General features: G+C 75.1%; 10 protein-coding genes. 7 read left to right on the top strand and 3 right to left on the bottom strand.

Annotated features, from left to right (window positions below):
- Nucleotides 1–163: 163 nt before the first annotated feature.
- From PV350_RS13890 to PV350_RS13880, 3 genes are all read right to left on the bottom strand, one after another.
- Nucleotides 164–1375 (bottom strand): DNA polymerase III subunit delta', encoded by a 1212-nt coding sequence (locus PV350_RS13890; protein WP_500333993.1) that lies wholly within the window; start codon nucleotides 1373–1375, stop codon nucleotides 164–166.
- 195 nt (nucleotides 1376–1570) lie between these two features.
- Entirely contained in the window at nucleotides 1571–2224 is a 654-nt protein-coding gene (locus PV350_RS13885) for a hypothetical protein (protein ID WP_500333992.1), read from the bottom strand.
- A gap of 145 nt (nucleotides 2225–2369) precedes the next feature.
- Complete coding sequence (locus PV350_RS13880; RefSeq protein ID WP_499512581.1) at nucleotides 2370–4406, bottom strand: asparagine synthase-related protein; 2037 nt, start codon at nucleotides 4404–4406, stop codon at nucleotides 2370–2372.
- 772 nt (nucleotides 4407–5178) lie between these two features.
- Between PV350_RS13880 and PV350_RS13875 the strand changes: the two genes are divergently transcribed.
- The 7 genes from PV350_RS13875 to PV350_RS13845 all read left to right on the top strand — a co-directional run.
- Complete coding sequence (locus tag PV350_RS13875) at nucleotides 5179–6591, top strand: NsdA family TPR-like regulatory protein (protein WP_499512582.1); 1413 nt, start codon at nucleotides 5179–5181, stop codon at nucleotides 6589–6591.
- A gap of 222 nt (nucleotides 6592–6813) precedes the next feature.
- Complete coding sequence (lhgD, locus tag PV350_RS13870; RefSeq protein WP_500333991.1) at nucleotides 6814–8034, top strand: L-2-hydroxyglutarate dehydrogenase; 1221 nt, start codon at nucleotides 6814–6816, stop codon at nucleotides 8032–8034.
- A gap of 12 nt (nucleotides 8035–8046) precedes the next feature.
- Nucleotides 8047–8805: a tRNA (guanosine(46)-N7)-methyltransferase TrmB gene (gene trmB, locus PV350_RS13865; protein ID WP_500333990.1), complete on the top strand. Its 759-nt coding sequence runs from the start codon at nucleotides 8047–8049 to the stop codon at nucleotides 8803–8805.
- 93 nt (nucleotides 8806–8898) lie between these two features.
- Nucleotides 8899–10482 (top strand): PrsW family intramembrane metalloprotease, encoded by a 1584-nt coding sequence (locus tag PV350_RS13860; protein ID WP_499512585.1) that lies wholly within the window; start codon nucleotides 8899–8901, stop codon nucleotides 10480–10482.
- A 41-nt stretch (nucleotides 10483–10523) separates the two neighbouring features.
- The gene (locus tag PV350_RS13855) at nucleotides 10524–11174 is read left to right on the top strand and encodes a DUF6230 family protein (protein ID WP_499512586.1); all 651 of its coding nucleotides are present in this window, start codon (nucleotides 10524–10526) and stop codon (nucleotides 11172–11174) included.
- 86 nt (nucleotides 11175–11260) lie between these two features.
- Entirely contained in the window at nucleotides 11261–11917 is a 657-nt protein-coding gene (locus PV350_RS13850) for a DUF6230 family protein (protein ID WP_499512587.1), read from the top strand.
- Nucleotides 11918–11937: 20 nt separating this feature from the next.
- Nucleotides 11938–12433, top strand: a 496-nt coding sequence (locus PV350_RS13845) for a DUF6114 domain-containing protein (protein ID WP_500334060.1), incomplete at its 3' end; no start/stop codon positions are given.

Here is a 12433-nt window from a genome sequence, read left to right as displayed (position 1 = left end):
ATCACCCCCGCGGGGACAGCGGCCGGGGGCACCGCACAGCAGCCTGCGGCAAGGCCGGGCGCACCGGGGAGCGGCGACGCGCGAGCGCCGCAAACGATCACCCGTCCGCCGGATGATCAAGGCGCAGGGGGCGGTCCGCGCGGCCGCTCCCGCGCGCCGGCGGTCAGCCCGCGCGCAGGGCCAGCGTCATCGCCTCGACGGCCAGCAACGGCGCGACGTTCCTGTCCAGGGCCTCACGGCAGGCGAGCACGGCCTCGATGCGGCGCAGCGTGTTCTCCGGCCGCGAAGCCGCCGCGATCCGCTCGACGGCGTCCCGCGCCTCGACGTTCGCGATGGCGACGGACGTGCCGACCTGCACCGCCAGCACGTCCCGGTAGAAGCCCGCCAGGTCGGTGAGGGCCAGGTCGAGGGTGTCGCGCTGGGTACGGGTGGACCGGCGCTTCTGCCGGTCGGCGAGCTCCTTCATCACGCCCGCCGTGCCGCGCGGCATCCGGCTGCCCGCCCCCGCGGCCGCGCCGAGCGCCGTGCGCAGCTCCTCGGTCTCCTTGGCGTCCATCTCCTCGGAGACCTGCTTGGCGTCCTCGGTCGCCGCGTCCACCAGCTCCTGCGCGGCCTTGAGGCAGCCCCCCACGTCGTCCACGCGCAGCGGCAGCCTCAGCACGGCCGCGCGGCGGGTGCGCGCCCCCTCGTCGGTGGCGAGCCGGCGGGCGCGGTCGATGTGCCCCTGCGTGGCACGGGCGGCGGCCTCGGCGATCACGGGGTCGATGCCGTCGCGCCGGACCAGTACGTCGGCGACGGCGTCCACGGGCGGGGTCCGCAGCACCAGGTGCCGGCAGCGCGAGCGGATCGTCGGCAGCACGTCCTCGATGGAGGGCGCGCACAGCAGCCACACCGTCCGGGGCGCGGGCTCCTCCACGGCCTTGAGCAGCACGTTGCCCGCGCCCTCGGTGAGGCGGTCGGCATCCTCCAGCACGATCACCTGCCAGCGGCCGGAGGCGGGCGACAGCGTGGAGCGGCGGACGAGGTCGCGGGTGTCCTTGACGCCGATGGAGAGCAGGTCGGTGCGGACCACCTCGACGTCGGCGTGCGTACCGACCAGGGTCGTGTGGCAGCCGTCGCAGAAGCCGCAGCCCGGCGCCCCGCCCAGCGCCCGGTCCGGGCTCACGCACTGCAGCGCGGCGGCGAAGGCGCGGGCGGCCGTGTCACGGCCCGCGCCGGGCGGGCCGGTGAACAGCCAGGCGTGCGTCATCTTCGACGCCGTCGGCAGCGCGCTGCGCGCGGCAGCCGCCGTCACGAAGGCGTCGGCGTCCCGCGCGGCGGCGGCCAACTGCTCCGTCACCCGGTCCTGGCCGACCAGGTCGTCCCATACCGCCATCGTGCCCGCCCGTCCTGTGGTGCCGCTGCCCTTGCGTTGTCCGGCCCCACCATTGTCGGGTACACCACGGACACCCTGCGGGCGGGCGGGGGTGCCCCTTGCGGCCCGTTGTCGTGTGCGGGTTGTTTGCGCCTGCGGCGGGGGATGCCCGCCGCAGGCGCAAACAACCCGCACACAACAACCGGGCCCGACAGGTCAGCCGGAGGCGCGCCGGTGGCGGCGGGGCGCGGCAGGGGCCCGGACGGGCTTGCGGCGGAGCATCACAAGTGCCGCCACCGCGGCGATGCCCAGGGCGACCAATGCGGAGGCCACGCCCGCGGTGACGTCGGAGGGGCCGGTGGAGGTCGACGCGGAGGTGAGCCCCGCGGCGGGGAGGCCCGTGCCCGGGCCGGTGGACGCCGCCGCCGTCACCCCGGGCACGGCGCCCGCGGGGGCAGAGGGGGCGGTGCCCGGCGACGGGGTCGCCGTCCCGGCCGGGCAGGCCACCGTGAAGCGCTGCGGCTTCGCGTCGGAACCGGCCCACCGGAAGCGGTAGTCGCCGTCGGCGAGGACGACGCGGCCGGTGCTCCCGGTGCCCCGGGCGCCGGTGACCAGGGTGCCGACGACCGCGTCCTCGCCCCGGGCGTACGAGACCGTCCAGTTGACCGGCTGGTCGGGACCGAAGCCCTCGGCCTTGAAGTAGAAGGTGCACACCGTGGCGCCGTCTTCGCGCGTCCTGCCCAGTGCCTCGTCGTAGAGGCGGACCCCGGACCGGTCGGCGGGCGCGCCGGAGGCGTGCGCGGCCAGGCCCAGGAGGGCCGCGGCGGCGGCAGCGGCGGCGAGGGCCGCCGCCGTGGTACGGATGCGCATGTTCAGAGTGTCCCGGAGACTCGTGCGGAGGGCTGCGCCGGGGTCCTTTTCCGGCCAGTGACATATGTGGAGCAACGGCGTCCATATCCCCCCGGACGGCGCATCCGTGGGGCGCACGCCCCGTCAGATGACCGCCGGCGCCGGCCTACAGCGACAGCCGCTGCACCCCGCTGGCGACCGCGCGCTGTTCCGGCACCTCCGTGCCCGTCCAACAGGAACCGCGCCGGGCCAGCAGCCGGCGCAGCCACACCTCCGTGGCGACCAGGTCGGTGAGGCCGTCGACGGGCACCGGTTCGCCGTCCGCCGCGGCGCGCAGGGCGGCCCGTACGACGCGGGCCTCGACGAGCCCGGCATCCGCGAGCAGCGGGGCCTCGAAGAGGTCGAGCAGGTCGTCGACGGCCGCCCGCAGGCCCGCACGGACGGCGACGGCCGTGGAGACGTGGGAGTTGGCGCCCCAGCCGGGCGGCAGTTCGCGGATGCCCGCGCCCGCCAGGACGGAGCGCAGGATCGTGGTGCGGGCGCCCGGCTGGACGCGCAGCGTCTCGGGCAGCGCCCGGCAGGCCCGCACCACCTGGTTGTCCAGGAAGGGCGCGTGGAGCCGCTGGCTGCGCACCTCGGCGGCCTGCTCGAAGACCCGGTGGTCGGCGGCGTGCCGGGCGAGCGCGGCGCGCGCCCGGCGCTCTCCGGGGCGCTCCACCGTCGTGCCCGGCCGGGAAGCCGCCTCCTGCAGGCGAACCGATACTTCGGCGAGCGCCTCACCGGTCAGCCAGCGCGCCGCGGGGCCCGGCCGGCACCACGCGAGGGCCGCCAGCGACGCGGCCAGGGCGTCCCCGTGCTCCTCGAAGCGCCGGGCCAGCAGGCGTGCCGCGGCGTCCTCCACGCCCTGCCGGTAACTGGTGCGGGCCAGCCGCCGCGCCGCCCGGTACACCGTGAACGGCACGAACACCGAGCGCCCCGAGGGCCCGTCCGCCCGCGCCAGGGCCGTGACGGGGCGCAACAGGCCGCGCCGCCGCCGGTCCATCAACAGGTCCGCCAGGCGCGCCGGATGGGCGTCCAGCACCTGCCGGGCGCCGTGCCCCACGAAGTGGTCGGCGCCGCCGGCCGCCAGGCGCCGCCGGTGCCGTTCCGCGGTGACCAGCGAGGGGCCCGGCTCGTCGGTGAGCGGCCCGCTGTCCAGGAGGTCGGCGTACGGCAGGGACTCCGGCCCGCCCGGTACGACGACGTGGTGCAGCCGGGGGTCGGCGGCCATGCTGCGGGCGCGCTCCAGTTCGGCCTCGCGCCCGTGGACCCCGCCCGTGGCCAGGTCGTTGAAGGTCACCGCCAGCAGCCGCTGCCCGGCGGCGGAGCCGTGCCCGAGCGGTGTGCCCGGCATCCCCGGCAGGCCCGCGGCGAGCAGGGCGAGCGTGGAGGAGGCGCTGCCCCCGGACAGGTCGGCGCCGATGCCCGGCGCCGGGGCCTCGCCCGGGTCCGGTACGAAGCGGGGCTGCGCGAGCCGCGTCCGGACGGCGTCCACCAGGGCGTCCCGTATGCCGGCGAGCGCCCGGTCCGGGTCGGCGGAGGCCGCGGGGGTGCCGGCGACGGCGAGCGAGGCGGTGGGCTCGTAGCCGCTGACCTCGGGCACCCCGTCGCGCATGATGAGCGCGTGCCCGGGCGGCACCCGGCGCACCCCGGCGTACGGGGTGCCTTCGCCGAGCGCCTCGGGCGAGTCGGGGCAGGCCAGCAGCGCCGCCAGGTAGGTCACGTCCAGGGCGGCCTCGGTGAGGTCGGCGAGCGGCAGCGCGGCCGTGCCGTACGCCGTGCCCCGCGCCCACTGGGTGTGGAACACCGGCCGGGCGCCCGCGAGGTCGCCCAGCACCGTGACGCGGCGGCCGATCTGCAGGACGCAGGTGTAGCTACCGGCCCAGGCCGTCAGATGGCGCAGCGCCCCGCCGCGCGCCGCGAACAGCCCCACCCGCAGGTCGGCGTCGGAGGCGGCGCAGCGGCCCAGCACGGCCAGCCGCGCCACGGAACCGTTCTCGGTGTGGACGATCCGCACCTCGTCGGGGCGCCAGTCGCCCACCATCCACAGCGGATCGGGGTCGCCCCACAGGAGTTGTGCGCCGACGGGCTGCAGGGTGCGGCCGGCGCGCGTGCCGGGAACCTGTCCCACGGCAGCGCTGCTCCACCCCACCAACCACCGCATCGCCGCCTCCACAGGTTGTGGATTACGTGGGCCACCGTGGCCAACCGGCCCCGCGGCAGGCCGAACTGCCGCCCCGTCCGAGGAACATGCTGCCACGGAGCGGCGCACAAAGAGGCGCATGAGGACATGGTTGAGCGCCGGACCGCGCGTCACGCGCGGTCCGGCGCGGGCCGGTTCGGCCCAACTCCCCCTTGATCATGGTCACTTGGAACGGGCCACCGGATTTCAAACGTCATTTTCCGGTCAATGTCCGGGCAGCCCGCATTCGTCCGTTCTGCGACGTGTGGGGGTCACGGTCCGGGAGGCGTGGCGCACCTCCCGGACCGGTCCGCCACCCGCGGGGATTGTGGTGGCGGAGCCCCCTGACCCGCCACAACCCCCCATAGCCGCACATGAGAGCCGCGGGCCAACCCACCCCACCATGGAACTCCTACCGCCCGAACCGGCACAGAGCGCGCGGATGGGCGCACAGCCGCATACGCCGGTAGCACGCGCCACCAGCAGGAGTCGCCAGGCCGCATTCAGGGCAGGAATCTCGCCATCCGGGACAACAGCTCTTAACGGGCGGGATACGGCGAACTACGCTGGGTTCACCCGAGAAGCGATGGTCCCGGCAGCTCGGGGTCCGGCGCATGCCCGGTGGCGGGCTGCGGCGGACCCGGCACGCCTCCACAAGAGGCGCCGGGCCAGCCGTTGTTGTGCGTCGAGAGGGTGTGACAGGCGTGGCAGGCGTACGCGGCCCTCGCGCTTACGGCGAGAGGTGGTAGTGGTCATGACCAAAGAACCCCGAGGGCCCAACGAGAAACTCGGCACCCTTCTCGCCCTGGCCGGCATCAGCAACGCGGGACTCGCCCGCAGGGTCAACGACCTCGGCGCCCAGCGCGGTCTGACCCTGCGGTACGACAAGACCTCCGTCGCCCGCTGGGTCACCAAGGGCATGGTGCCGCAGGGCGCCGCCCCGCACCTCATCGCGGCGGCCATCGGCAGCAAGCTCGGCCGTCCCGTGCCGCTGCACGAGATCGGCCTCGCCGACGCCGACCCCGCGCCCGAGGTGGGCCTCGCCTTCCCCCGCGACGTCGGGGAGGCCGTCAAGTCCGCCACCGACCTGTGGAAGCTCGACCCCGGCCGGCGCGGCCCGGGCGGCGGCGGCATCTGGCAGAGCCTCGCCGGCTCCTTCGCGGTCAGCGCGTACGTCACGCCGGCCTCCCGCTGGCTGATAACCCCGGCCGACGCCCGCGTCGCCCGCGAGGACCCCGCCCCGGGCACGCACCACGTCGGCCACTCCGACGTCGCCAAGCTCCGCGAGGCCGCGGAGGACGCCCGGCGCTGGGACTCCAAGTACGGCGGCGGCGACTGGCGTTCCGGCATGGTCCCCGAGTGCCTGCGGGTCGAGGCGGCCCCGCTGCTGCTCGGCTCGTACAGCGACGAGGTCGGCCGCTCCCTCTTCGGCGCCACCGCCGAACTCACCCGGCTCGCCGGGTGGATGGCCTTCGACACCGGCCAGCAGGAGGCCGCCCAGCGCTACTACATCCAGGCCCTGCGGCTCGCGCGCGCCGCCGCCGACGTCCCCCTCGGGGGCTACGTGCTGGCGTCGATGTCGCTCCAGGCCACGTACCGCGGCTTCGCCGACGAGGGCGTGGACCTGGCCCAGGCCGCCCTCGAACGCAACCGCGGCCTCGCCACGGCGCGCACGATGTCCTTCTTCCACCTCGTCGAGGCCCGCGCCCACGCCAAGGCCGGCGAGAGCGCCGCGTGCGCCGCGGCCCTGGCCGCCGCCGAGTCCTGGCTCGACCGCGCCCGCGACGGGGACGCCGACCCGCCCTGGCTCGGCTTCTACTCCTACGACCGCCTCGCCGCGGACGCCGCCGAGTGCTACCGCGACCTGCGTGTGCCCGGGCAGGTGCGCCGCTTCACGGAGACGGCCCTCGCCCGGCCCACGGAGGAGTTCGTGCGCTCGCACGGGCTGCGGCTCGTGGTCTCGGCGGTCGCGGAGCTGGAGTCCGGCAACCTGGACGCGGCGTGCGCGGCCGGGGTCAAGGCGGTGGAGGTGGCCGGGCGGATCTCGTCGGCCCGGACGACGGAGTACGTGCGGGACCTCCTGCACCGGCTGGAGCCCTACGGGAACGAGCCCCGCGTCGCGGAGCTGCGCGAGCGGGCCCGACCCCTGCTGGCGGCCCCCGCGTAACCCTCCGGGGTGCGGCGGGTGCCGCTTGCGGCCGGTTGTTGTGTGCGGGTTGTCTGAGCCGCAGGCGCAAACAACCCGCACGCAACCACCGGGCAGCCCGGCGCAGCCGCGCGCAGGCGCAAACGACCCGCACGCAGCGACCCGGCGCGAACAACACGCCCCGCCGACAGGTTTGCACGCGGCGCGGACGGGCCAAGCCTTACGGGGGAGGTGACCGCGCGCATGGACACCACGGACGTCGTCGTCATCGGCGCCGGCATCGTCGGCCTCGCGACCGCGTACGCGCTCACCCGTACCGCCCCCGGCACGTCCGTCCTGGTCCTGGACAAGGAGGACGGCCCCGCCCGCCACCAGACCGGCCACAACAGCGGTGTGATCCACAGCGGCATCTACTACCGCCCCGGCTCCCTCAAGGCGCGGTACGCGACGCAGGGCGCCGCCGAGATGGTGAAGTTCTGCGCCGGCAACGACATCCCGCACAACGTGACGGGCAAGCTGATCGTCGCCACGGAGCGGGACGAGCTCCCCCGGCTGCACGCCCTCGTCCAGCGGGGCCGGCAGAACGACATCCCGGTGCAGGAGCTGGGCCCCGCCCGGATCGCGGAGCGGGAGCCGCACGTACGCGGCCTGGCGGCGATCCACGTCGGCACGACGGGGGTCTGCGACTTCACCGCGGTCGCCGCGGCCATGGCCCGCCTCACGACCGAGGGCGGTCGGGCCGACGCGCGCATCGCGTACGGCACGGAGGTCCGCGCGATCCACCGTGACGGCCCGAGCGTGATCGTCGAGCCCCACGACGGCCCGCCCGTCCGGGCCAAGGCGCTGGTGAACTGCGCCGGCCTGCACTGCGACCGCATCGCGCGGATGGCCGGGGAGGACACCTCCGGCGTGCGCATCGTGCCGTTCCGCGGCGAGTACTACGAGCTGCGCCCGGAGCGCGCCGACCTCGTCCGCGGACTGGTCTACCCCGTCCCCGACCCCGCGTTCCCGTTCCTCGGCGTGCATCTGACCCGTGGCTTCGACGGCTCCGTGCACGTCGGCCCGAACGCCGTCCCCGCCCTGGCCCGCGAGGGCTACCGGCGGCGCACCGTGCGCCCGCGCGACCTCGTCGAGACCGCCGCGTTCCCCGGCACCTGGCGGATCGCCCGCCGCCACTGGCGCTACGAGGCCGGCGAGATCCGCCGGTCGCTGTCGAAGCGGGCCTTCGTGGACTCCGTGCGGCGGCTGCTGCCCGCGGTGAGCGCCGACGACATGGTGCCGGCCGCGGCCGGGGTGCGGGCGCAGGCCGTGCTGCGCGACGGGACGCTCGTCGACGACTTCCTCATCACGGGCGACGGGCCCTTCGTCCACGTACTGAACGCCCCCTCGCCCGCCGCGACGGCCTCGCTGCCGATCGGCCGGGAGATCGCCCGCAGGGCACTGGCGGTGCTGGGGCGTACGTAAAATCGACGCATCATGTCGAAGCCCCGCACCCCCCACTTCCCGGGCGGCCCCGCCTCCCACCCGCATCCGGACGCGCACACCGAGCAGCGCATCCGCACCTTCCACCCGCGCCGCGGCCGGGTCACCCACGGCCAGCGGGCGGCGCTGGAGCGACGCTGGGCGGACTGGGGCGTCGACCTCGACGGCACGCCGCTGGACCTGGACAAGCTCTTCGCCGACGCGGACCTCGCCCCGGACCGCCCGGTGGTCCTGGAGATCGGCTTCGGCATGGGCGACGCCACCGCCGCGATGGCCGCCGCCGACCCGGGCACCGGCATCCTCGCCGCGGACGTGCACACCCCCGGCCAGGGCAACCTCGTCCACCTCGCCGAGCGCGAGGGCCTGCGCAACGTCCGGGTCGCCAACGGCGACGCCGTCGTCCTGCTGCGCGACATGCTCGCCCCGGGTTCGCTGGCCGGCCTGCGGGTCTACTTCCCCGACCCGTGGCCCAAGGCCCGGCACCACAAGCGCCGCATGATCCAGCCGGAGTTCGTGACGCTCGCCGTGTCGCGGCTGCGGCCCGGCGCGACCGTGCACTGCGCGACCGACTGGGAGCCGTACGCCGAGCAGATGCTCGAGGTGCTGACGGCGGAGCCCGGCCTGGCGAACGCCTACGCCACCGGCAGCGGCTACGCCGAGCCGCGTCCGGCCTTCCGCCCGATGACCAAGTTCGAGCGCCAGGGGATCGCCAAGGGCCACGTCGTCCACGACCTGGTCTTCGAGCGCCGCTGAACGTCCGGCCGTGCGCGGTGCACCGGGCGGTACGCAGGGCGGTTATCCGTAACACCATCGCGCCACGCGGCCACCGCCCCGTAAGGTCATTGGGTGTCCTCGTACTCGCATTCGCCAGACTCGCCCCTCCCGAGCCCGGCGGCCCGGCCGGCCGTACCCGAGTATCCGGATCACCAGCAGCAACCGCAGTTCGCACTGCCCGCCCCCGGGCAGTGGCACTACAAGCCGCGCCGGCACTTCTGGGAGAACCGGACGTTCCGGCTCGTGGCGCTCTTCTCCGTACTGGCGCTGTGCGGGGTGATCATCCTCGCGCTGGTGCGCCGGCAGACCGGCACGGAGGGCCTCCTGGTCGGCCTCCTCCTGGCGGTCCTGCCGGTCCCGCTCCTCGGCGGGGCCTTCCTGTGGCTGGACCGCGTGGAGCCGACCCCGCTGCGCGACGCGGTCTTCGCCTTCGCCTGGGGCGCGTGCGCCGCCACGCTGGTCGCCATCCTCGCCAACGAGTACGCGACCGAGCTGCTCGCCACGACCTTCACGGCCAGCGACTCGCAGAGCGACATCTGGGGCGCCACCTTCGTCGCCCCCGTCGTCGAGGAGAGCGCCAAGGGCGCCGCCGTCCTGCTGCTCTTCCTCTTCCGCCGCCGTGACTTCACCGGGATCGTCGACGGCGTCGTCATAGCCGGACTCACCGCCACCGGCTTCGCGTTCACCGAGAACATCCTCTACCTGGGCTCCGGCTTCGCCGAGGACCAGGCGTACGGGGCCGACGGCGGGCTGGGCACGACCGCGGCGATGTTCGTCGTCCGGATCGTCATGACGCCCTTCGCGCACCCGCTGTTCACCTCGCTCACCGGCATCGGCTTCGCCATCGCCGCCACCTCACGCCCCGGCCAGGCCCGCCGCTGGCTCGCCCCGCTGGGCGGCTGGCTGCTCGCGATGGTCCTGCACGGCACCTGGAACGGCTCCGCCTCCCTCAGCCCGCTCGGCTTCCTCGCCGTCTACGCGACGCTGATGATCCCGCTCTTCGGCCTGCTGGTCTGGCTCGCGATCTGGTCCCGCTCGAACGAGCTGAAGACCATCCGCACCCAGCTGCCGCTGTACGCGGTGGCCGGCTGGCTCGGCCTGCCCGAGCCCGCCGCCATCGGCTCCATGAAGGGCCGCAGCCTCGCCCGCTCCGCCGCCCGCGGCGCACAGGGCAAGGACGCCGCCCGCACCGTCCGCGAGTACGTGTCCTTCGCGACCTCGCTCGCCTTCCTGCGCGCCCGCGCCAACCGCGGGGCCGCCGGCGCCGACTTCCAGGCCCGGGAACAGGAACTGCTCCACCACCTGTGGGAGCGCAAGGCCGTCGCCCAGCCCGCGCTCACCCACGCGGCCCACGCCATCCGCCCCGCGTTCCCGCCCCTGTACCCCTGGGCGGCACCCCCGCCCGGAGCGCCGTACGGGCCGTACGGGCCGTACCCGCAGGTGCAGCCGTACCCGCAGCCCTACGGGCAGCAGCCGTACGGGCAACCCTGGCCGCAGCAGCCCCAGGGCCCCCACGCGTGGCCGCAGCAGCCCGCGCAGCCGGGGGCGCACCCGCAGCGGTGGGGCCCGCGCCAACCGCAGGTGCCGCCGCAGCAGGGGTGGCACCCGCGGACCGCGGCCCCCTACCAGGACCCCCGGGGCGGACAGCACCGCTGACTCCGGTTGCCGGGCCCCCTGGCCGGGGTTGCAATGACCGTGTGAGCCCGCTGATACGACGTACGAGCCGCATCGGCCGTCCGTCCGGCCGCACCAGCTGGACGCGGACGGCCGTCGTCCTGATACCGACCCTCGCCGTCTCCACCGCCGTGGCCGTCGGCGCGGGCGCCGGGGCGGTGCCCGTCTCCCTCGCGATCTCACCGACCACGACCGCCCTGTCCGGCCAGAGCATCCAGATCGCCGCCGACCGCCTGACCGGCACCGGCTTCACGCAGTACGTGACTGTCGACCACACCGCCGAGGGCGACTTCCCCCAGGCGGTCTCCGCCATCAGCTCCGCCGAACTGCACAACATGTGCCAGTCCGTGGTCGGCACCGTCCCCGGCTTCGGCCAGGTCACCCTGCTGATCACCGCGGGCGGCGGCGGCAAGCCCGTCCACGCCGACCAGCTGATCGTCGACACCGACGACCTGGCGGGCGACGCCGAGTTCCACGACATCCGGATCGGTGTGGACGCCTCCACGACGGACACCGAGGGCAGGGCCAAGGGCCCGGCCGGCGCCCTGGGGCAGCAGGCCGAGAGCGTCACCATCGACCACCTGCGGCAGACCACGAGGTCCGTGAGCGCGGCCACCTTCCGGCTGAACGGCCTGCACATGACGGTCAAGAGGGGCGCCGACCCCTGCTTCTGACCCGAATGGGCGAGTGCGTACGACCATCGGGGTGATTGCGTACCGCTCCCGAGCGACCGATCAGACTGTCCCACGGTTGACGGGATGTGCTGACCACCGAGCCCACCGGGTCCCGGCCCGCCACGTCCCAGGCCGCCGTCGCCGCCTCCGGCCGCACCAGCTGGAAGCGGCTCGCCCTCGTCATGGTGCCGACCGTCGCGGTCGCGGGTGCCGTCGTCGCGAGCCTGGCCACCGGCGCGCTCGCCGCCTCCTTCGGGGTTTCGGCCAACTCCTTCACCGTCGCCGGGGAGAGCTTCCAGATCTCCTCCTCCCTCCTGGAAGGCGACGGCTTCGTCCAGTTCGGCGTCCTCGACCGGGGACGTGACCAGGTCTACCCGGAGGCGCTGTCCGCCATCCGCCGGGCCACCCTGCACGACCTGTGCCAGTCCGTCGTCCAGCCGGTGCCGGTCATCGGCCCGGTCACGCTGCGGCTGACCGCGGACCCGGCGAGCGCCGACCGGCTGATCGCCGACGCCCACGACATCAAGGGCGACGCCGTCTTCGAGAACATCCACATCGGACAGGACGCCTCGACGGTGGACCAGGTCCCCGGCGTCCGGGGCCCGGCTGGGGCCTTCGCCCAGCAGGCGACCTCCATCCGCGTCCGCGACCTGCGGCAGACGAACCGGTCGGTCAGCGCGGCCACGTTCCGGCTGCCGGACCTGCACGTGCAGGTGCTGCGCGGCGACCACTCCTGCTTCTAGGAAAGGCCGCCGTGACCCGCATGCTGAGCCGCGCCGGAGCCCTCCGGTCCCGCTTCCGCGCCTGGCGCCGCAGCCGTCCCTTCTGGGCCGGCGTGTGGACCCTGCTCGCCGGTGTGGAGATCCTCTCCATCCCGCTCGCCCCGCTCGCGCTCATGATCCACGAGGGCATCGCCGGTGTCTCCGGCCTGCTCATGGGCGTCTTCCTGGTCGTCCTGGGCCTCACCCTGTGGCTGGCCCCGCACTACCGCGCCTTCGCCGGCATCGCGACCCTGATCTTCTCCGTCGCCTCGCTCGTGCTGTCCAACTTCGGCGGCTTCCTGATCGGTTTCCTGCTGGGCGTCGTCGGCGGAGCCATGGCCGTCAGCTGGGTGCCGGACGGGGACGGCGACGGAGGCCGCGGCAGGCGCGCCCGGCCGGTGCCCGACTGGGGCGGCGGGCACGGCGGCACCACGGGGCCCGGCGCGGGCGCACCGCAGGGCGGCACCCCGGACGTCGCCCATAAACATCTCCGGACCC

The organism is Streptomyces sp. PA03-6a (assembly GCF_033792765.1).
GTDB lineage: Bacteria > Actinomycetota > Actinomycetes > Streptomycetales > Streptomycetaceae > Actinacidiphila.
The sequence above is the reverse complement of the archived record's forward strand: the minus strand, read 5'-3'. Positions and strand labels throughout refer to the sequence as shown.

Excerpts from the sequence above, each read along its gene's own strand:
- PV350_RS13880 (WP_499512581.1), bottom strand. The coding sequence starts at position 4,406 with ATGCGGTGGTTGGTGGGGTGGAGCAGCGCTGCCGTGGGACAGGTTCCC.
- PV350_RS13875 (WP_499512582.1), top strand. The coding sequence starts at position 5,179 with ATGACCAAAGAACCCCGAGGGCCCAACGAGAAACTCGGCACCCTTCTC.
- lhgD (WP_500333991.1), top strand. The coding sequence starts at position 6,814 with ATGGACACCACGGACGTCGTCGTCATCGGCGCCGGCATCGTCGGCCTC.
- PV350_RS13890 (WP_500333993.1), bottom strand. The coding sequence starts at position 1,375 with ATGGCGGTATGGGACGACCTGGTCGGCCAGGACCGGGTGACGGAGCAG.
- trmB (WP_500333990.1), top strand. The coding sequence starts at position 8,047 with ATGTCGAAGCCCCGCACCCCCCACTTCCCGGGCGGCCCCGCCTCCCAC.
- PV350_RS13885 (WP_500333992.1), bottom strand. The coding sequence starts at position 2,224 with ATGCGCATCCGTACCACGGCGGCGGCCCTCGCCGCCGCTGCCGCCGCC.